The organism is Microbacterium gallinarum (assembly GCF_014837165.1).
GTDB lineage: Bacteria > Actinomycetota > Actinomycetes > Actinomycetales > Microbacteriaceae > Microbacterium > Microbacterium gallinarum.
The window spans coordinates 512,536-530,475 of sequence record NZ_JACSPM010000002.1 but is presented as its reverse complement, the minus strand read 5'-3'; the positions used below and the strand labels follow the sequence as shown (position 1 = coordinate 530,475).

Annotated in this window: 25 protein-coding genes; all 25 read left to right on the top strand. The window is 67.5% G+C overall.

Features of this window, described 5'->3' with window-relative positions:
• The first annotated feature begins 234 nt into the window (after nt 1–234).
• Nucleotides 235–4,164, top strand: a complete 3,930-nt coding sequence (locus tag H9622_RS09390) for a DUF11 domain-containing protein (protein ID WP_191766101.1) — start codon at nt 235–237, stop codon at nt 4,162–4,164.
• Nucleotides 4,165–4,642: 478 nt separating this feature from the next.
• Nucleotides 4,643–4,951 carry a 30S ribosomal protein S10 gene (gene rpsJ, locus H9622_RS09385; RefSeq protein ID WP_013584016.1) on the top strand — a complete coding sequence of 103 codons (309 nt, stop codon included), beginning with the start codon at nt 4,643–4,645 and terminating at the stop codon, nt 4,949–4,951.
• 8 nt (nt 4,952–4,959) lie between these two features.
• A complete protein-coding gene (rplC, locus tag H9622_RS09380; protein ID WP_191766100.1) occupies nt 4,960–5,619 on the top strand; it encodes a 50S ribosomal protein L3 in 660 nt (219 codons plus the stop codon).
• Nucleotides 5,620–5,621: 2 nt separating this feature from the next.
• Nucleotides 5,622–6,284, top strand: coding sequence for a 50S ribosomal protein L4 (gene rplD, locus H9622_RS09375; protein WP_191766099.1), 663 nt, complete (start codon nt 5,622–5,624; stop codon nt 6,282–6,284).
• Nucleotides 6,281–6,580 (top strand): 50S ribosomal protein L23, encoded by a 300-nt coding sequence (gene rplW, locus H9622_RS09370; RefSeq protein WP_056117679.1) that lies wholly within the window; start codon nt 6,281–6,283, stop codon nt 6,578–6,580. The genes rplD and rplW overlap by 4 nt, the downstream gene beginning before the upstream one ends.
• A 24-nt stretch (nt 6,581–6,604) precedes the next feature.
• Nucleotides 6,605–7,444, top strand: coding sequence for a 50S ribosomal protein L2 (gene rplB / locus H9622_RS09365; RefSeq protein ID WP_191766098.1), 840 nt, complete (start codon nt 6,605–6,607; stop codon nt 7,442–7,444).
• 12 nt (nt 7,445–7,456) lie between these two features.
• Nucleotides 7,457–7,738, top strand: a complete 282-nt coding sequence (rpsS, locus tag H9622_RS09360; protein WP_019181724.1) for a 30S ribosomal protein S19 — start codon at nt 7,457–7,459, stop codon at nt 7,736–7,738.
• 25 nt (nt 7,739–7,763) lie between these two features.
• Entirely contained in the window at nt 7,764–8,162 is a 399-nt protein-coding gene (rplV, locus tag H9622_RS09355) for a 50S ribosomal protein L22 (RefSeq protein ID WP_191766097.1), read from the top strand.
• Complete coding sequence (gene rpsC, locus H9622_RS09350; RefSeq protein WP_169580747.1) at nt 8,162–8,914, top strand: 30S ribosomal protein S3; 753 nt, start codon at nt 8,162–8,164, stop codon at nt 8,912–8,914. Before rplV ends, rpsC begins: the two co-directional genes overlap by 1 nt.
• On the top strand, nt 8,914–9,333 hold the full coding sequence (rplP, locus tag H9622_RS09345) for a 50S ribosomal protein L16 (protein WP_045275476.1): 420 nt from the start codon (nt 8,914–8,916) through the stop codon (nt 9,331–9,333). The genes rpsC and rplP overlap by 1 nt, the downstream gene beginning before the upstream one ends.
• The gene (gene rpmC, locus H9622_RS09340; protein WP_045275475.1) at nt 9,333–9,647 is read left to right on the top strand and encodes a 50S ribosomal protein L29; all 315 of its coding nucleotides are present in this window, start codon (nt 9,333–9,335) and stop codon (nt 9,645–9,647) included. Before rplP ends, rpmC begins: the two co-directional genes overlap by 1 nt.
• Nucleotides 9,647–10,015 (top strand): 30S ribosomal protein S17, encoded by a 369-nt coding sequence (rpsQ, locus tag H9622_RS09335; RefSeq protein ID WP_225221842.1) that lies wholly within the window; start codon nt 9,647–9,649, stop codon nt 10,013–10,015. Before rpmC ends, rpsQ begins: the two co-directional genes overlap by 1 nt.
• Nucleotides 10,016–10,049: 34 nt before the next feature.
• Nucleotides 10,050–10,418 (top strand): 50S ribosomal protein L14, encoded by a 369-nt coding sequence (rplN, locus tag H9622_RS09330; RefSeq protein ID WP_191766096.1) that lies wholly within the window; start codon nt 10,050–10,052, stop codon nt 10,416–10,418.
• A 5-nt stretch (nt 10,419–10,423) separates the two neighbouring features.
• Nucleotides 10,424–10,783 carry a 50S ribosomal protein L24 gene (rplX, locus tag H9622_RS09325; protein WP_191766095.1) on the top strand — a complete coding sequence of 120 codons (360 nt, stop codon included), beginning with the start codon at nt 10,424–10,426 and terminating at the stop codon, nt 10,781–10,783.
• Between the two features lie 2 nt (nt 10,784–10,785).
• Nucleotides 10,786–11,376: a 50S ribosomal protein L5 gene (rplE, locus tag H9622_RS09320; RefSeq protein ID WP_191766094.1), complete on the top strand. Its 591-nt coding sequence runs from the start codon at nt 10,786–10,788 to the stop codon at nt 11,374–11,376.
• A 100-nt stretch (nt 11,377–11,476) separates the two neighbouring features.
• Nucleotides 11,477–11,875, top strand: coding sequence for a 30S ribosomal protein S8 (gene rpsH / locus H9622_RS09315; RefSeq protein ID WP_191766093.1), 399 nt, complete (start codon nt 11,477–11,479; stop codon nt 11,873–11,875).
• 6 nt (nt 11,876–11,881) lie between these two features.
• The gene (rplF, locus tag H9622_RS09310) at nt 11,882–12,418 is read left to right on the top strand and encodes a 50S ribosomal protein L6 (protein ID WP_191766092.1); all 537 of its coding nucleotides are present in this window, start codon (nt 11,882–11,884) and stop codon (nt 12,416–12,418) included.
• A 2-nt stretch (nt 12,419–12,420) separates the two neighbouring features.
• Nucleotides 12,421–12,780 (top strand): 50S ribosomal protein L18, encoded by a 360-nt coding sequence (gene rplR / locus H9622_RS09305; protein ID WP_191766091.1) that lies wholly within the window; start codon nt 12,421–12,423, stop codon nt 12,778–12,780.
• Nucleotides 12,777–13,466 (top strand): 30S ribosomal protein S5, encoded by a 690-nt coding sequence (gene rpsE, locus H9622_RS09300; RefSeq protein WP_191766090.1) that lies wholly within the window; start codon nt 12,777–12,779, stop codon nt 13,464–13,466. The genes rplR and rpsE overlap by 4 nt, the downstream gene beginning before the upstream one ends.
• Complete coding sequence (rpmD, locus tag H9622_RS09295; protein WP_023954062.1) at nt 13,466–13,651, top strand: 50S ribosomal protein L30; 186 nt, start codon at nt 13,466–13,468, stop codon at nt 13,649–13,651. The genes rpsE and rpmD overlap by 1 nt, the downstream gene beginning before the upstream one ends.
• Nucleotides 13,651–14,343 carry a 50S ribosomal protein L15 gene (rplO, locus tag H9622_RS09290; protein WP_191766089.1) on the top strand — a complete coding sequence of 231 codons (693 nt, stop codon included), beginning with the start codon at nt 13,651–13,653 and terminating at the stop codon, nt 14,341–14,343. The genes rpmD and rplO overlap by 1 nt, the downstream gene beginning before the upstream one ends.
• A gap of 101 nt (nt 14,344–14,444) precedes the next feature.
• On the top strand, nt 14,445–15,770 hold the full coding sequence (gene secY, locus H9622_RS09285) for a preprotein translocase subunit SecY (protein ID WP_191766088.1): 1,326 nt from the start codon (nt 14,445–14,447) through the stop codon (nt 15,768–15,770).
• Nucleotides 15,767–16,360 carry an adenylate kinase gene (locus tag H9622_RS09280; protein WP_191766087.1) on the top strand — a complete coding sequence of 198 codons (594 nt, stop codon included), beginning with the start codon at nt 15,767–15,769 and terminating at the stop codon, nt 16,358–16,360. Before secY ends, H9622_RS09280 begins: the two co-directional genes overlap by 4 nt.
• A 4-nt stretch (nt 16,361–16,364) precedes the next feature.
• Nucleotides 16,365–17,204, top strand: coding sequence for a type I methionyl aminopeptidase (gene map / locus H9622_RS09275; protein ID WP_191766086.1), 840 nt, complete (start codon nt 16,365–16,367; stop codon nt 17,202–17,204).
• An 8-nt stretch (nt 17,205–17,212) separates the two neighbouring features.
• Nucleotides 17,213–17,902, top strand: coding sequence for a DsbA family protein (locus H9622_RS09270; protein WP_191766085.1), 690 nt, complete (start codon nt 17,213–17,215; stop codon nt 17,900–17,902).
• Nucleotides 17,903–17,940 lie beyond the last annotated feature (38 nt).

Below are 17,940 nucleotides of genomic sequence, written 5' to 3'. Positions count from 1 at the left end.
GCGGAATCGCCTCCCGCGGAATCCGCGGTCGTGGAACCGGCGCCCGCACCGGCTCCCGAACCCGCGCCCGCCCCGGCACCTGAACCTGCCCCGGCTCCAGCGCCGGCACCCGCTCCCGCTCCGGCGCCCGCTCCGGCTCCCGCGCCCGCTCCCGCGCCCGATACGTCCACGAGCAGTGCCACGGCGACGGCGACCACGCAACAGAGCACGAGCACGGCGCGGACCTCCGGGACGATGGGCGAGACGAGCGACCCGAAGCACGACGACCCGAAGCACGACGACGATCCCAAGCACGACGATCCGAAGGACGACGACAAGAAGAAGGCGCAGATCAAGCTCGTCAAGGTCGTGAAGAACGACAACGGCGGCAAGGCGAAAGCGAAGGATTGGAAGCTGCAGATCCGCGCCGACAAGGGGGAGTGGACGACACTCGCTCAGGAGAAGTGGGTGGAACTCCCCGCCGGTGTCTACAAGCTCGGCGAGACCGGTGGCCCGGCCGGATACGACTGGACAGAACTGTCGTGCACGGGATCCGAGAAGACCAGCCTGGCGGTTCCCGTGGTAGCGCTCGCGAAGGGCGACAAGACGACGTGCACATTCACGAACGACGACCGCCCGCAGGAGAAGAAGGGTCAGCTGGAACTGATCAAGACGGTCGTCAACAACAACGGCGGTAATGCGGATGCCGGCGACTGGATCCTGGAGGTCAAGCTCAACGGGCAGTGGACGCCGGTGACGCAGGGCGCGTGGATCACCCTCCCGGTCGGCGACTACGAGATCCGGGAGACGGGCGGCGTCGACGGCTACGACCTCGTGTCGGTGACCTGCACGACCAAGGGCGGCGGTGGCGGCGGTGGCCACCACCAGGACGATGATGACGACGACGAGGATCACGACCGGAAGGCCCTTGCGACCAAGGGCGGCGGCCAGGGCGGGTCGGGCAGCGGCGGTACCGCGACGGTGACTAAGGGCGGGGAGACGACCTGCATCTTCGTCAATGATGACCGGCCGAAGGACAAGACCGGTCAGCTGAAGCTGATCAAGGACGTCGAGAACAACAACGGCGGCACGGCCGATCCCAGTGACTGGATTCTCGAGGTCGAGATCAACGGCGAATGGACGCCGGTGACGCAGGGCGAGTGGATGACGCTCCCGGTCGGCGACTACGAGATTCGGGAGACGGGCGGCGTCGACGGCTACGACCTCGTGTCGCTGACGTGTACGAGCAGCGGCGGTGGAGGTGGCGGTGGACACGACGACGATGATGACGACGATGACAAGGATCACGACCGCAAGGCCCTCGCCGGCAAGGGCGGCGGACAGGGCGGGTCGGGCAATGGCGGCACCGCGACGGTGACCAAGGGCGGGAAGACGACCTGCATCTTCGTCAACGACGACCGGTCGAAGGACAAGACCGGTCAGCTGATGCTGAGCAAGACGGTCGTCAACGACGACGGCGGCGACGCCGTTGACAGCGACTGGGTTCTCGAGGTCGAGATCGACGGGGTCTGGACGCCTGTCACCCAGGACGAGTGGATGACGCTTCCGGTCGGCGTCTACGACATCCGGGAGACCGGGGGTGTGCCGGGATATGAGCTGACGTCGCTGGTCTGTGAGACAACCGGCGGAACCGGCGGCGGTGGCGGCAGCGGCGGTGGCGGCGGTGGCGGCGGTGGCCACGACGACGATGATGACGATGACGACCACGGTGACGACGACGGTGACGACGACCGGCGAGCCCTTGCGACCCGCGGTGGCGGTCAGGGTGGATCGGGCGACGGCGGCACCGCGACCGTGACCAAGGGCGGCAAGACGACCTGCACGTTCACCAACGACGACCAGCCGGCCGACCTGACGTTCGCCAAGACCTACGACGGGCTCACCTTCGTCGGACCGGGCCCGGTGTGGGAGGTCAGCTACCTGATCACCGTCACCAACCCCGGCGCCTTCGAGCAGTCCTACGACGTGTTCGACGAGCCTTCGCCGGCATCGGGCGTCACCATCACCGGCAACGAGGTGCTCGACGTGACCGGCGGCAACGATCCGATCGAGTGGAACGGCCAGGCCGCGACGCCGATCGTGGCGGGCGCGACCGTCGCCGGCGGCGCATCCCACGTGTATCGCGTGACGCTCACGATCACACTGTCGGGGCTGACCCCGCCCGGAGAGCTCGACTGCACCGGCCAGCCCGGCGACGGTCTGTTCAACCAGGCGCGGCTCGAGTGGGACGGCGAGCCGGTCGACTCCGAGGCGTGTGCGCCGGTACCCTCGCGAACCGTCTTCGACAAGGTGGCGCTGGGCGCGACCGCGGTCGACGCCGACACCTGGGAACTCGCTTACCGGCTCACGGCGACCAACCCCGGGCCGACCGATGCACAGTACACGCTCGAGGACACGCTCGGTGCACTTCCCGCGGGCGTGACGCTCATCGGAGCAGAGGCAGCGGCCGATCCCGCGTTCCCGCTGACGCCGGCGCCGGTCACGACGAACTGGGCGGACTTCGAACCGGCCGTCCTGGCGCTGAACCGGCCGATCGCGGCGGGCGTCACGCACGCCTACCTCGTGACGGTGACCGTTGACGTGGCGCTCGCCGAGCTCCCCGATCCGCTCCCCGCCGACTGCGCGGACGTACCGGGCATCGGCTACCCCATCCCGAACGTCGGGACCATCGTGGTCGACGGCATCGTGATCGACGATGAGGCGTGCAACGTGATCCAGGTCGTGGATCTCGGCATCGTCAAGTCGCACTCGACGCTCCAAGGCGGCGCCGTCGAGCCCGGAGACACCTTCACCTACTACCTGGACGTCACCAACCACGGCACCGTGGCCGTGACGAACGGAGTGGTCACCGACCCGATCCCCGCGGAGCTCACGGTCGAGGGCGTGGCAGCCCCGGTGGGCTGGACGGTCTCCGTGGTGGGCAACGACATCACGGTGAACAACGTCTCGCTCGCCGTCGGCGCCACCCAGCGCATCAGCGTGCAGGTGCGACTTGCGCCGACGCCTGCGCAGTCGGCACCCGTGCTCGCACCCGGCGAGGCTCCGCCGCCGTTCACGCCGGAGTTCATCGGCGACCTCGTGAACGAAGCGTGCGTCGCGGTGCCCGGCGACGGCAACCCGGCCAACGACTGCTCCACCGACACGGTGCCGGTCGACGAGCTCGTGGCCGACGTGTTCGTCACGTGCCTGAACGACATCGCGTCGCTCAACTACCGGGTCGCGACCAGTCCGAGCCTGGCAGGCCAGCCGATCAATCTCACGTGGGCTCCCGACACGCAGGTTCCGTCGCCGCAGCCGCCGAGCATCCAGCGCACGCTCTCCTCGGGCGACTCCGGCACCATCCTGTGGCCGGGCGGCCTGCTGGCGCCCAACAACGTGAGCATCCAGTGGCCCGGCTACCGGCCGCTCACGATCGCCGACTACAACCCGGAGACGGGCGCGCTGCTGGTCGACCGGGATCTGGTCTACAACGGCATGGTGCTCGACACGTCCTACCCGACGTATCCGTGGCGGCTGTCGTCGACCGTGACGATCTCGGTCAACCCGACGCTGACGGTCGAGACCGCCTACCCGCCGATCAGCCCGAACTGCGCCGTGCCGCGCTCGGCCGACCTCATCATCGACAAGACCGCCAGCGTGCAGGAGACGGCGCCGGGCGCGTCGTTCGACTACGGCCTGACGGTCACCAACCTCGCCGTGGACTCGGTCGCCGAGCCCGTCGTGGTCACCGACCCGATCCCGAGCGACCTCAAGGTCGACTCGATCGTGACGAGCACCACCGCGTTCCCGCGCTGGCGCGCGTGCGACGTGACGGGGGAGGACGCCGAGGGCTACGGAGGCATCCTGCGCTGCGAGCTTCTGGGCCCACTGGCGATGGGCACCTCCGCCCCGACGATCACCCTCGGTGTCACGGTGCACTCCGAGACGAGGGCGACGTCGATCACCAACGTCGGCGAGGTGTGCTGGGGCGAACCCACCGACGGACTTCCGTTCCAGGCGTGTGACGACGATGCCGTCACCGTCACCTTGTCGGCTCTTCCCCCAACAGGAGCCGATGCGCCGACCGGAGCCGTCCTCGCCGGCTCGGCGGCCCTGGCCATCGGGGCGATTCTCCTGATGGTCGCAACCGTGCGTCGACGCCGCGAGGACGTCGTCACGGGGTGAAAGTGCCGCGGGAGGACAGCTCCCCCAACACCTGTCCTCCCGCGGTCACACCGCTCGAGCGTCCCGCTGCTGGGAAGCAGCCGAGCATAGTCGCCGCGCGACACGCCCGAGTTTGCGACACGCCCGGGCGGCACGTAGACTAGCGAGGTTCCACATTCCGGTGCGCCCTTCGGCGCGCGCAGGATCACTGCCAGGGCAGTGCATAGGCGGCGCGAAAGCGCAGGGTCCTAGGCCGCGGGCAGCAGAACCACCACATCTCAAACCTCCTTCCTCTCGAGAGCGCTGCTCTCGTGTGCGAGCGGGTGGCGGATGCCGGGAGCGGCGCTTCGGCGCGGCATCCGGATTGACATCAGAACAGCGGTGCAGCAACGCACTGCGCAAGCGGTGCAGAAGTGCCATGGCGCGAGAGCGCCACCGTGCGTCCAATGCCTCCGGGGAGCCCGGAACGGTAAGACGCGAGAAAGAGAGTGAGCAGACAATGGCGGGACAGAAGATCCGCATTCGCCTGAAGTCGTACGACCACGCCGGCCTCGACAGCTCGGCGCGCAAGATCGTCGACACCGTGACCCGTGCGGGCGCGACCGTCGTGGGCCCCGTGCCCCTTCCGACCGAGAAGAACGTCGTGTGCGTCATCCGGTCGCCCCACAAGTACAAGGACAGCCGCGAGCACTTCGAGATGCGCACCCACAAGCGTCTGATCGACATCATCGATCCGACGCCCAAGGCCGTCGACTCGCTGATGCGCCTTGACCTGCCGGCCGACGTCAACATCGAGATCAAGCTCTGAGGTTCGACATGGCTGACATCAACAACAAGATTTCCAAGGGCCTGCTCGGCACCAAGCTCGGCATGACCCAGGTCTGGGATGAGAACGGCAAGCTCGTTCCCGTCACCGTCATCGAGGTCGCTCCGAACGTGGTCACCCAGGTTCGCACGCCCGAGAAGGACGGCTACAAGGCCGTCCAGATCGCTTACGGCCAGATCGACCCCCGCAAGGTCAACAAGCCCCTCACGGCCCACTTCGAGGCCGCCGGCGTGACCCCCCGCCGCCACCTCACCGAGATCCGCACCGCGGACGCTGCTGACTACTCACTCGGTCAGGAGCTCACGGTGGACGGCGTCTTCGAGGCCGGCCAGCTGATCGACGTCGTCGGCACCAGCAAGGGCAAGGGCACCGCGGGTGTCATGAAGCGCCACAACTTCAAGGGTGTCTCCGCCTCGCACGGTGCGCACCGCAACCACCGCAAGCCCGGTTCGATCGGCGCATCGTCGACTCCGAGCCGCGTCTTCAAGGGCATGCGCATGGCCGGCCGTATGGGTGGCGAGCGCGTGACCGTCCTCAACCTCAAGGTGCACGCCATCGACGCCGAGAAGGGTCTGCTGCTCGTCAAGGGCGCCGTCCCCGGCGCGCGTGGCCGCATCGTCTACGTCCGCAACGCAGTGAAGGGTGCCTGAGCATGGCTGACTCGACTCTCGCGCTCGACGTCCACAAGGCCGATGGCAAGAAGGCCGGCTCCGTCGAGCTGCCCGCCGCGATCTTCGACGTCAAGACGAACATTCCGCTGATCCACCAGGTCGTCGTCGCGCAGCGCGCGGCGGCTCGCCAGGGCACCCACTCGACCAAGCGTCGCGGTGAGGTCTCGGGCGCCGGCCGCAAGCCCTTCAAGCAGAAGGGCACGGGTAACGCCCGCCAGGGCTCGATCCGCGCGCCGCACATGACCGGCGGTGGCATCGTCCACGGCCCGAAGCCGCGCGACTACGCGCAGCGCACGCCCAAGAAGATGATCGCGGCCGCCCTGCTGGGTGCGCTCAGCGACCGTGCTCGTGGCGACCGCCTGCACATCGTCGACTCCTTCGGCATCGAGGGCGCTCCGTCGACCAAGGCGGCTGCCGCGGTCCTGACGGCGCTGGCCCCGACCAAGAACGTGCTGGTCGTCATCACGCGTGACGACGAGCTCAGCATCCTGAGCGTGCGCAACCTCGCGTACGTCCACGTGCTGTACGCCGACCAGCTGAACGCCTACGACGTGCTCGTCTCCGACGACATCGTCTTCACCAAGGCCGCCTACGACGCGTTCGTCGCGTCGAAGACCGGCGCCACCGAGGAGGTCTCGGCATGACCGCCGTGAACAAGGACCCGCGCGACATCATCCTGAAGCCGGTCGTCTCCGAGAAGAGCTACGGGCTCATCGACGAGGGCAAGTACACGTTCCTCGTGGACCCCCGTGCCACGAAGACCGAGATCAAGCTCGCGATCGAGAAGATCTTCGGCGTCAAGGTGGCTGCGGTCAACACGATCAACCGCGTCGGCAAGGCCCGCCGCACCCGCTTCGGCACCGGCAAGCGCAAGGACACCAAGCGCGCCATCGTGACCCTGAAGTCGGGCACCATCGACATCTTCACGGCAGTCGGCTGACGGTCGGGATAGAGGACTAGAGATATGGCTATTCGCAAGTACAAGCCCACGACCCCGGGTCGCCGCGGCTCGTCGGTGGCCGACTTCGCCGAGATCACCCGATCGACGCCTGAGAAGTCGCTCCTCCGCCCGCTCGCCAAGACCGGAGGCCGCAACAACCAGGGCCGCATCACCACCCGCCACATCGGCGGTGGCCACAAGCGTCAGTACCGCGTCATCGACTTCCGTCGCAATGACAAGGACGGCATCGACGCCAAGGTCGCTCACATCGAGTACGACCCCAACCGCACGGCGCGCATCGCGCTCCTTCACTACGCGGACGGCGAGAAGCGCTACATCATCGCGCCGAACAAGCTGTCGCAGGGCGACATCGTCGAGTCGGGTCCCTCGGCCGACATCAAGCCCGGTAACAACCTGCCGCTGAAGAACATCCCCACCGGTACCGTGATCCACGCGATCGAGCTCCGTCCCGGCGGCGGCGCCAAGATGGCCCGCTCGGCGGGCGTCTCGGTGCGTCTCGTCGCGAAGGACGGCCCGTACGCCCAGCTGCGTCTCCCCTCGGGTGAGATCCGCAACGTGGATGCCCGCTGCCGCGCGACCATCGGCGAGGTCGGCAACGCCGAGCAGTCGAACATCAACTGGGGCAAGGCCGGTCGCAACCGCTGGAAGGGCATCCGCCCGACCGTCCGCGGTGTCGCGATGAACCCCGTCGACCACCCCCACGGTGGTGGCGAGGGCAAGACCTCCGGTGGTCGTCACCCTGTTTCGCCGTGGGGCCAGGCCGAAGGCCGCACCCGCCACGCGAACAAGGAAAGCGACAAGTACATCGTTCGCCGTCGCAACGCCGGCAAGAAGCGCAAGTAGGAGTAGAGGAAGATGCCACGCAGTCTCAAGAAGGGCCCCTTCGTCGACGAGCACCTGCTCCGCAAGGTCGTCGTACAGAACGAAGCCGGCTCCAAGAACGTCATCAAGACCTGGTCGCGCCGCTCGATGATCGTCCCGGCCATGCTGGGCCACACGATCGCCGTGCACGACGGTCGCAAGCACATCCCCGTGTTCGTGACCGAGACCATGGTCGGCCACAAGCTGGGCGAATTCGCGCCCACCCGCACCTTCCGCGGCCACGTGAAGGACGACAAGAAGGGCCGTCGCCGCTAAGGCGGGGACGAAAGAGGAGAGAGAAATGGTGGAGTCCATCGCACGTGTGCGACACATCCGCGTGACCCCTCAGAAGGCTCGTCGTGTCGTCGCCCTCATCAAGGGCAAGCAGGCTGAGGAGGCCCTGGCCATCCTCAAGTTCGCGCCGCAGAGCGCGAGCGAGCCGATCTACAAGCTCGTCGCCTCGGCGATCGCGAACGCTCGCGTGAAGGCCGACAAGGATGGCGAGTTCCTGGACGAGCAGGACCTGTACGTGGCCAACGCGTACGTCGACGAGGGCACGACGCTCAAGCGTTTCCAGCCCCGTGCCCAAGGTCGTGCGTTCCAGATCAAGAAGCGCACGAGCCACATCACGGTCGTGCTCTCGACGCCCGAGGTCGCTGAGGCGGCCCCGGCTGCCAAGACGAAGAAGGCGAGCAAGTAATGGGCCAGAAGGTCAACCCGTACGGCTTCCGCCTCGGCATCACCACGGACCACGTGTCGCGTTGGTTCTCGGACTCGACGAAGCCCGGACAGCGCTACGCCGACTACGTGGCCGAGGACATCAAGATCCGTCGTCTGCTCACGACGTCGCTCGACCGCGCCGGCGTCAGCAACATCGAGATCGAGCGCACGCGTGACCGCGTCCGCGTCGACATCCACACCGCCCGCCCGGGCATCGTGATCGGCCGCCGCGGCGCCGAGGCCGAGCGCATCCGCGCCGACCTCGAGAAGCTCACCGGCAAGCAGATCCAGCTGAACATCCTCGAGGTCAAGAACCCCGAGGCCGACGCTCAGCTCGTCGCACAGGGCATCGCCGAGCAGCTCAGCGCCCGCGTGGCCTTCCGCCGCGCCATGCGCAAGGGTCTGCAGGGTGCTCAGCGCGCCGGCGCCAAGGGCGTCCGCATCCAGGTCTCCGGCCGCCTCGGCGGCGCCGAGATGAGCCGTTCGGAGTTCTACCGCGAGGGTCGTGTGCCGCTGCACACGCTGCGCGCGAACATCGACTACGGCTTCTACGAGGCGAAGACCACCTTCGGCCGCATCGGCGTGAAGGTCTGGATCTACAAGGGCGACCTGACCAACAAGGAGCTCGCTCGCGAGCAGGCCAACGCACCCAAGTCGGACCGTCGTCGTGACGACCGCCCGCGTCGTGGCCCGCGCAACGAGGCCCCCGTCGCAGAAGGAGCATCGGCGTAATGCTTATCCCCCGCAAGGTCAAGTACCGCAAGCAGCACCACCCCAAGCGCGATGGCCAGGCCACCGGCGGCACGAAGGTCTCCTTCGGCGAGTTCGGCATCCAGGCACTCACGCCCGCGTATGTGACGAACCGTCAGATCGAGTCCGCTCGTATCGCGATGACCCGTCACATCAAGCGTGGCGGCAAGGTGTGGATCAACATCTACCCCGACCGTCCGCTCACCAAGAAGCCTGCCGAGACCCGCATGGGTTCCGGTAAGGGTTCGCCCGAGTGGTGGGTCGCAAACGTCAAGCCGGGTCGCGTCCTCTTCGAGGTCGCCGGCGTCAACGAGGAACTCGCTCGTGAGGCCCTGACCCGTGCCATCCACAAGCTGCCTCTCAAGGCACGCATCATCAAGCGCGAGGAGGGCGACGCGTAATGGCGATCGGCACCAAGACGCTCGCTCCCAGCGAGCTCGACACGTTCGAAGACCAGCGCCTCGTCGAGGAGCTGCGCAAGGCCAAGGAAGAGCTGTTCAACCTGCGCTTCCAGTCGGCCACCGGCCAGCTCGAGAGCCACGGCCGCATCCGTGCGGTCAAGCGCGACATCGCGCGGCTCTACACGGTGATCCGTGAGCGCGAGCTCGGCATCCGTGCCACGCCCGCGCCGCTGGAGACCGCGACGAAGGCGAAGAAGACGAAGGCCAAGAAGGCGGATGCCGCTGACGAGGCCGTGAAGGAAGAGGCCGAGTAATGGCTGAGACCACCGAGAAGAAGGCCCCCGCGAAGAAGGCCACGGCTCCCAAGGCCGAGGTCGTCGAGCAGGTCGCCGGCCACGAGTCCGCCGAGCACGATGTGCGCGACGCCGACGCCCGTGGCTACCGCAAGTCGCGTCGTGGCTACGTCGTGAGCGACAAGATGGACAAGACGATCGTCGTCGAGGTCGAGGACCGCGTGAAGCACCCCCTCTACGGCAAGGTCATCCGTCGGACCTCCAAGGTCAAGGCGCACGACGAGGGCAACACCGCCGGCATCGGCGACCTCGTCCTCATCAACGAGACCCGTCCGCTCAGCGCCACCAAGCGCTGGCGCCTGGTCGAGATCCTCGAGAAGGCCAAGTAAGCCTCGGGCTTGCTTGGTACCCAAGGAGTAAGAAGTGATTCAGCAGGAATCCCGCCTCAAGGTCGCCGACAACACCGGCGCCAAGGAGCTGCTCACGATCCGCGTGCTCGGCGGCTCGCACCGCCGGTACGCCGGTCTGGGCGACACCATCGTGGCCACGGTCAAGGATGCGATCCCCGGCGGCAACGTCAAGAAGGGCGATGTGGTCAAGGCCGTCATCGTCCGCACCAAGAAGGAGACCCGTCGTCCCGACGGCTCGTACATCAAGTTCGACGAGAACGCCGCCGTGATCCTGAAGAACGACGGGGAGCCCCGCGGCACCCGCATCTTCGGACCGGTCGGTCGTGAGCTTCGCGACAAGAAGTTCATGAAGATCGTCTCGCTCGCACCGGAGGTGATCTGACCCTCATGGCCAAGATCAAGAAGGGCGACCTGGTTCAGGTCCTCACTGGCAAGAAGCAGGCCAACGGCGGCGACCGCGGCAAGCAGGGCAAGGTCCTCGAGGTCCTCGTCGAGCAGAACCGCGTCATCGTCGAGGGCGTGAACTACGTCACCAAGCACACCCGCGTCGGCCAGACCCAGCGCGGCACCAAGACGGGCGGCCTCGAGACGTTCGAGGCTCCCATCCACATCTCCAACGTCGCCCTCGTCGACCCCTCGACCAAGAAGCCGACCCGCGTCGGCCACCGTGTCGAGGAGCAGACGAAGGACGGCGTGAAGCGCACCGTCCGCGTGCGCTACGCCAAGAAGTCAGGCAAGGACCTCTGAACATGAGCACCGCCACTGCCGCGGAGGCTGGCAAGATCCAGCCCCGCCTGAAGCAGAAGTACAACACCGAGATCAAGAAGCAGCTGCAGGACGAGTTCGGCTACGCCAACGTCATGCAGATCCCCGGCCTGGTCAAGGTCGTCGTGAACACCGGTGTCGGCGAGGCAGCTCGCGACAGCAAGGTGATCGATGGCGCGGTCGACGACCTCACCAAGATCACCGGTCAGAAGCCCCTCGTCACCAAGGCCCGCAAGTCCATCGCGCAGTTCAAGCTGCGTGAGGGTCAGGCCATCGGCGCGCACGTCACGCTCCGCGGCGACCGTGCGTGGGAGTTCGTGGACCGCCTGGTCAACCTCGCGCTGCCCCGCATCCGCGACTTCCGCGGTCTGTCGGCCAAGCAGTTCGACGGTCACGGCAACTACACCTTCGGTCTCCAGGAGCAGTCCGTGTTCCACGAGATCGACCAGGACAAGATCGATCGCGTCCGCGGATTCGACATCACGGTCGTGACGTCGGCGAAGACGGATGCTGAGGGCCGTGCACTCCTGCGTCACCTCGGCTTCCCGTTCCGCGGCGAGGACGCTCAGGCCTGAACGGCCGACTCCCCGGGAGCCCGCCGGCTCCCGGGGAACTCATAGAAGGTCGCCTGTCGTGTAACGGCAGTCGAAACCTCTTGAACGAAGGAAACAAGAAATGACAATGACAGACCCGGTCGCAGACATGCTGACCCGTCTGCGCAACGCGAATTCGGCGCACCACGACACCGTGTCGCTGCCGAGCTCCAAGCTCAAGACCCACATCGCCGACATCCTCAAGCAGGAGGGCTACATCGCGGGCTGGGAGGTCTCCGATGCACGCGTCGGCCAGACCCTCACGCTGACGCTCAAGTACGGCCCGAACCGCGAGCGGTCGATCGCCGGCATCAAGCGCGTCTCCAAGCCCGGTCTGCGCGTCTACGCACGCTCGACCGAGATCCCCACGGTCCTCGGTGGCCTCGGCGTCGCCATCCTCTCCACTTCCTCCGGTCTCCTCACGGACCGCCAGGCCGAGCAGAAGGGCGTGGGTGGGGAAGTCCTCGCCTACGTGTGGTGATCTGACATGTCGCGTATCGGACGTCTCCCGATCGACATCCCCACCGATGTGACCATCACGGTCGACGGCCAGGATGTCGCGGTCAAGGGCCCCAAGGGCGAGCTCACGCTCACCGTGGCGCGCCCCATCGAGGTCAAGGTCGAAGAGGGCCAGGTCGTCGTGACCCGTCCCGACGACGAGCGCGAGTCGCGCTCGCTGCACGGCCTGACCCGCACGCTCATCAACAACAACATCATCGGTGTCACCCAGGGCTACACCAAGGGCCTCGAGGTCGTCGGCACGGGTTACCGCGTGGCGCAGAAGGGCAGCTCGGTCGAGTTCGCCCTCGGCTTCTCGCACCCCGTCCTGGTCGAACCGCCCGCGGGCATCACCTTCACGGTCGAGGGCAACAACAAGCTCACCGTGAGCGGCATCGACAAGCAGGCCGTCGGCGAGGCGGCTGCCAACATCCGCAAGATCCGCAAGCCCGAGCCGTACAAGGGCAAGGGTGTGCGCTACGCCGGCGAGGTCGTGCGGCGCAAGGCCGGAAAGGCTGGTAAGTAACCATGGCTGTGAAGTCGAAGACCGACGCGCGTTCGCGTCGTCACGCCCGCCTTCGCAAGAAGGTCGTCGGCACCGAGCTGCGTCCCCGCCTCGTCGTCACGCGCTCGGCCCGCCACGTCTTCGTGCAGGTCGTGGACGACAGCAAGGGCCGCACCGTGGCCTCGGCCTCGACCCTCGAGACCGATCTGCGCACGTTCGACGGTGACAAGACCGCCAAGGCCCGCAAGGTCGGCGAGCTCGTCGCCGAGCGTGCGAAGGCCGCCGGCGTCTCTGACGTCGTGTTCGACCGCGGTGGCAACCGCTACGCGGGCCGTGTCGCGGCGATCGCCGACGGCGCTCGCGAAGGAGGTCTGAACCTGTGAGCGAAACAAACAACAACCCGGAGAACGAAGTGACCGAGCAGCCTGCTGCCGCCACGACCACCGAGGCGCCCGCCGAGCGTGAGCGCGAGCCCCGCCGCGGCGGTCGCGAGCGCAACGCCAACCAGCGTGACCGCGGTTCGCGCGATGCCGACAAGAGCCAGTTCCTGGAGCGCGTCGTCACCATCAACCGCGTGTCGAAGGTCGTCAAGGGCGGTCGTCGCTTCAGCTTCACCGCACTCGTGGTCGTCGGTGACGGCAACGGTGTGGTGGGCGTCGGCTACGGCAAGGCCCGCGAGGTGCCCCTGGCCATCTCGAAGGGCGTCGAAGAGGCCAAGCGCAACTTCTTCCGCGTGCCGCGCGCCGGCTCGACCATCCCGCACCCCGTGCAGGGTGAGGCCGCTGCCGGTGTGGTGCTCCTGCGCCCCGCCGGTGCCGGTACCGGTGTCATCGCCGGCGGTCCGGTCCGTGCCGTCCTCGAGTGCGCGGGCATCCACGATGTCCTCTCGAAGTCGCTCGGCTCGTCGAACACGATCAACATCGTCCACGCGACGGTGGAGGCCCTGAAGCAGCTCGAGGAGCCCCGTGCGGTCGCCGCGCGCCGTGGCCTCGAGTTCGACCAGGTCGCCCCCGCCCGTCTCGTCCGTGCCGAGGCCGAGGCCGCGGCTGCTGCGAAGGCAGGTGTCTGATGGCCGCGCGCCTGAAGGTGACCCAGGTCAAGTCCAAGGTGAGTGAGAAGCAGAACCAGCGTGACACGCTGCGTTCGCTCGGTCTCAAGCGGATCGGCGACTCGGTCGTCCGTCCCGACGACGCGCAGACGCGCGGCTACGTCAAGACCGTCGCTCACCTCGTGAAGGTTGAGGAGATCGACTAATGGCTGAGAAGGCCGAGAAGAACGACGCCGTCGAGGAGAAGGCTTCGAAGAAGCCCGCCACCTCGAAGGCTGCTGCCGCGAAGGCTCCGGCGAAGAAGGCGACCGCCAAGGCCGCCGACAAGCCGGCTGCCGAGAAGAAGGCGCCCGCCAAGACCGCCGCTGCCAAGGCTGACAAGGCCGACGCTGCGGAGAAGGCCGAGAAGGCGCCTGCCGCCAAGAAGGCCGCTCCGAAGGCCGACGCTCCCGCGTCGCGTCCCGGCGTGCTGAAGGTGCACCACCTGCGTCCCGTCCCGGGCGCCCGCACCGCCAAGACCCGCGTGGGTCGTGGTGAGGGCTCGAAGGGCAAGACCGCCGGTCGTGGCACCAAGGGCACGAAGGCCCGCTACCAGGTCAAGATCGGCTTCGAGGGCGGCCAGATGCCGCTGCACATGCGCACCCCGAAGCTGCGCGGGTTCAAGAACCCGTTCCGTGTCGAGTACCAGGTCGTGAACCTGGAGAAGCTCGCCGAGCTGTACCCGTCCGGTGGCGACGTCACCGTCGGCGACCTGGTCGCCAAGGGCGCAGTTCGCAAGAACGAGAAGGTCAAGGTGCTCGGCACCGGAGACATCTCGGTGAAGCTCAACGTGTCGGTCGACAAGGTCTCGGGTTCCGCCGAGCAGAAGATCGTCGCCGCGGGCGGCACCGTCAAGTAGTACACGCAGTGGGGGTCGGAGCATTGCTCCGGCCCCCACTGGGTTACCCTGGACGTCGGCGCGTCGCCGTGCGTGCCGGCATCCCCTCTGGAGGCATCCACTTGTTCAGCGCCATCGCGCGGGTCTTCCGCACACCCGACCTTCGGCGGAAGATCGCATTCACCCTGGCGATCATCGCCCTGTACCGCTTCGGCGCGCACATTCCGGCGCCGTTCGTCGACTTCCCGAACGTGCAGTCCTGTCTGTCCGCCTCGGCCGGCACACAGGGACTGCTCTCGCTCGTCAACCTGTTCTCGGGCGGCGCCCTGCTGCAGCTGTCGATCTTCGCGCTCGGCGTCATGCCGTACATCACCGCGACGATCATCGTCCAGCTCCTGCGCGTCGTCATCCCGCACTTCGAGACCCTCTACAAGGAGGGCCAGTCGGGCCAGGCGAAGCTCACCCAGTACACGCGCTACCTCACGATCGCACTTGCACTGCTGCAGTCGACGACCCTCGTGACGGTGGCCCGCAGCGGCCAGCTCTTCGGCACCACGGGCATCCCCGAGTGCGAGCAGCTCCTCACCAACGATGCGTGGTGGGCGCAGCTCCTCATGATCATCACGATGACCGCCGGCACCGGCCTCATCATGTGGTTCGCCGAGCTCGTCACCGAGCGCGGCATCGGCAACGGCATGTCGCTGCTGATCTTCACGTCGATCGCCGCAGCATTCCCGGCGTCGATGTGGGCCATCTGGCAGTCGCGCGGCTTCGAGGTCTTCCTCCTCGTGCTGGCGGTCGGGATCGTCGTCGTCGCCCTGGTGGTGTTCGTCGAGCAATCGCAGCGACGCATCCCGGTGCAGTACGCCAAGCGCATGGTCGGCCGTCGCACGTACGGCGGCACGAACACGTACATCCCGATCAAGGTCAACATGGCCGGCGTCGTGCCTGTCATCTTCGCCTCGTCGCTGCTGTACATCCCGGCGCTCATCGCGCAGTTCAACATGCAGCCGAACGCCGACAACGAGATCCCGGGCTGGGTCTCGTGGATCCAGCAGTACTTCACCAACGGCGACTCGCCGATCTACATGCTGGTGTACTTCCTGCTCATCGTCGGGTTCACCTACTTCTATGTCGCGATCACCTTCAACCCGGTCGAGGTCGCCGACAACATGAAGAAGTACGGCGGATTCATCCCCGGCATCCGCGCCGGTCGTCCCACCGCCGAGTACCTCGACTACGTGCTCACGCGCATCACGCTGCCCGGCTCGCTGTACCTCGGCTTCATCGCCCTGCTCCCGCTCATCGCCCTCGCGACGGTCGGCGCCAACCAGAACTTCCCGTTCGGCGGTGCCTCGATCCTCATCATCGTCGGCGTCGGCCTCGAGACCGTGAAGCAGATCGACGCTCAGCTGCAGCAGCGCCACTACGAAGGCCTCCTCCGATGACGCGCCTGCTCATCGTGGGGCCCCAGGGTTCGGGCAAGGGGACGCAGGGCGTGCGGATCGCCGAGGCGTTCGGCATCCCGACGATCTCGACGGGCGACGTGTTCCGCGCGGCCGTGGCGGAAGGATCCGAGCTCGGATCCCAGGTCAAGGCGATCATCGAGTCGGGCGACCTGGTGTCGGACGAGCTGACGAGTGCGGTCGTGCGCGAGCGCCTCTCGCAGGACGACGCCGAGCGCGGCTTCCTGCTCGACGGCTACCCGCGCAACGTGACGCAGGTCATGCACCTCGAAGAGTTCCTCGAGGGACGCGGCGATGAGCTCGACGCCGTGATCGAGCTCAGCGTTCCGCGTGACGAGAGCATCGCGCGGCTGTCGCTGCGGGCGCAGGAGCAGGGACGCACCGACGACACCGAAGAGGTGATCGCGAACCGTCTGGCGATCTACGAGCGCGAGACGGCGCCGATCCTCGGCGTCTACGGCGCACGCGGCATCGTCGTGAAGATCGACGGCGTCGGCTCGCTCGACGACATCACCGCGCGCATCATCTCGGCGCTCGAGGCACGTGGCCTCAACCGCTCCGCCGCGGCCTGAGCCCGTGTCCTTCCGCCGCTCGATCTACAAGACGCCCGCCCAGCTGCGTGCGATGGTGGAGCCCGGCCTCATCACCGCGGCCGCGCTGGACGCGGTCCGCGCGCTGATCGCGCCCGGGGTGACCACGGGGGAGCTGGATGCCGCGGCATCCGCTCTCATCACCGCTCGCGGTGCCAAGTCGAACTTCCAGATGGTCCGCGGATACCGCCATACGATCTGCGCCTCGGTCAACGAGCAGGTCGTGCACGGGATCCCGGGTGACCGCGCCCTCGAGCCCGGCGACATCGTCTCGATCGACGCCGGTGCGGAGTTCAAGGGCTGGAACGGCGACTCCGCGTTCACCGTCGTGCTCGACGACGCATCCCGGCCCGACGTCGTCACCGAACGGCGGGTGCTGTCGGACGTGACCGAGGGCTCGCTGTGGGCGGGCATCGCCTCGCTCGCGACGGCGTCGCACATCGGCGAGGTGGGCGGCGCGATCCAGAACCACATCGAGGCGAACGCGCCCGACGGCGGGTACGGCATCCTCCGCGAGTACGTGGGCCACGGCATCGGACGGAAGATGCACGAGGCTCCGTCGGTGTTCAACTACCGCGTGTCGGACCCCGGACCCGAGGTGCGGCCCGGCCTCGTCCTGGCGATCGAGCCCATGGTCGTCATCGGCGATCAGGAGACCTTCGTCGAAGACGACGGCTGGACCGTCTCGACGACGGACGGCACGGCGGGCTCCCATTGGGAACATAGCGTCGCCGTGCACGATGGGGGCATCTGGGTGCTGACTGCACCCGACGGCGGTGCTGCGGGGCTCGCCCCGTTCGGCGTCACGCCGGTGGAGATCGCGTAGGAGAAGTCATGGCCGAGGGTTCGCGCAGGGTCAACTGGTTCGCCATCTGGGTGAGCGTCGGGGTGGTCATCGCCCTCGTCCTCGTCGCCGTGCTGGTCGTGAGCCTGAACAACCAGGGCTCGAACCCCGAGCCGGGGCAGACGCCGACCGCGTCGAACATCGACAGCGAGACCGGCGCGATCCTGGTCGGCGACGGGGAGAACCGCCTCGACACCTACATCGACTTCATGTGCCCGGTCTGCAACCAGTTCGAGCAGGTCTTCGGTGCCGAGATCCAGGGGCTCGTCGACGACGGTGCGATCACCCACGGCATCCACCCGATCTCGATCCTCGACGGCCAGTCGCGCGGCACCGAGTTCTCGACCCGGGCGGCGAACGCGATGTACTGCGTCGCGGTGGCGGATGCCGACGCATCCGTCCCCTTCATGAACGCGATGTTCGCCGGCCAGCCGCAGGAGGGCACGTCGGGTCTCACCGACGACGAGATCCTCGAGATCGCCGCATCGGTCGGCGTGACGGGCATCGACGCGTGCGTCGACGACGGCACCTACGCCGACTACGTGACGGCGATCACGCAGGACACCCCGGTGCAGCCGGGAGCCGGCGGCATCGGCACGCCGACGATCGCGGTGAACGGCGAGGTCATCGCGAACTCGACGCTCCCCGAGCCGGGCCAGCTCGCCACGCTCTTCGAGTAAGCGCCCGCCCGCCCGCCGCTCGCCCGGCTGCCGCCGCC

What these genes read in the sequence shown, in the direction of transcription:
- rplR (WP_191766091.1), top strand. Translation starts at nt 12,421, where the DNA reads ATGGCTGTGAAGTCGAAGACCGACGCGCGTTCGCGTCGTCACGCCCGC.
- rpsH (WP_191766093.1), top strand. Translation starts at nt 11,477, where the DNA reads ATGACAATGACAGACCCGGTCGCAGACATGCTGACCCGTCTGCGCAAC.
- rplV (WP_191766097.1), top strand. Translation starts at nt 7,764, where the DNA reads ATGGTGGAGTCCATCGCACGTGTGCGACACATCCGCGTGACCCCTCAG.
- rplX (WP_191766095.1), top strand. Translation starts at nt 10,424, where the DNA reads ATGGCCAAGATCAAGAAGGGCGACCTGGTTCAGGTCCTCACTGGCAAG.
- rplF (WP_191766092.1), top strand. Translation starts at nt 11,882, where the DNA reads ATGTCGCGTATCGGACGTCTCCCGATCGACATCCCCACCGATGTGACC.
- H9622_RS09270 (WP_191766085.1), top strand. Translation starts at nt 17,213, where the DNA reads ATGGCCGAGGGTTCGCGCAGGGTCAACTGGTTCGCCATCTGGGTGAGC.
- rpmC (WP_045275475.1), top strand. Translation starts at nt 9,333, where the DNA reads ATGGCGATCGGCACCAAGACGCTCGCTCCCAGCGAGCTCGACACGTTC.
- rpmD (WP_023954062.1), top strand. Translation starts at nt 13,466, where the DNA reads ATGGCCGCGCGCCTGAAGGTGACCCAGGTCAAGTCCAAGGTGAGTGAG.
- rpsC (WP_169580747.1), top strand. Translation starts at nt 8,162, where the DNA reads ATGGGCCAGAAGGTCAACCCGTACGGCTTCCGCCTCGGCATCACCACG.
- rplE (WP_191766094.1), top strand. Translation starts at nt 10,786, where the DNA reads ATGAGCACCGCCACTGCCGCGGAGGCTGGCAAGATCCAGCCCCGCCTG.
- rplP (WP_045275476.1), top strand. Translation starts at nt 8,914, where the DNA reads ATGCTTATCCCCCGCAAGGTCAAGTACCGCAAGCAGCACCACCCCAAG.
- rplC (WP_191766100.1), top strand. Translation starts at nt 4,960, where the DNA reads ATGGCTGACATCAACAACAAGATTTCCAAGGGCCTGCTCGGCACCAAG.
- rplW (WP_056117679.1), top strand. Translation starts at nt 6,281, where the DNA reads ATGACCGCCGTGAACAAGGACCCGCGCGACATCATCCTGAAGCCGGTC.
- rplD (WP_191766099.1), top strand. Translation starts at nt 5,622, where the DNA reads ATGGCTGACTCGACTCTCGCGCTCGACGTCCACAAGGCCGATGGCAAG.
- rplO (WP_191766089.1), top strand. Translation starts at nt 13,651, where the DNA reads ATGGCTGAGAAGGCCGAGAAGAACGACGCCGTCGAGGAGAAGGCTTCG.
- rpsS (WP_019181724.1), top strand. Translation starts at nt 7,457, where the DNA reads ATGCCACGCAGTCTCAAGAAGGGCCCCTTCGTCGACGAGCACCTGCTC.
- rplB (WP_191766098.1), top strand. Translation starts at nt 6,605, where the DNA reads ATGGCTATTCGCAAGTACAAGCCCACGACCCCGGGTCGCCGCGGCTCG.
- H9622_RS09280 (WP_191766087.1), top strand. Translation starts at nt 15,767, where the DNA reads ATGACGCGCCTGCTCATCGTGGGGCCCCAGGGTTCGGGCAAGGGGACG.
- rpsQ (WP_225221842.1), top strand. Translation starts at nt 9,647, where the DNA reads ATGGCTGAGACCACCGAGAAGAAGGCCCCCGCGAAGAAGGCCACGGCT.
- H9622_RS09390 (WP_191766101.1), top strand. Translation starts at nt 235, where the DNA reads ATGGGCGAGACGAGCGACCCGAAGCACGACGACCCGAAGCACGACGAC.
- rpsJ (WP_013584016.1), top strand. Translation starts at nt 4,643, where the DNA reads ATGGCGGGACAGAAGATCCGCATTCGCCTGAAGTCGTACGACCACGCC.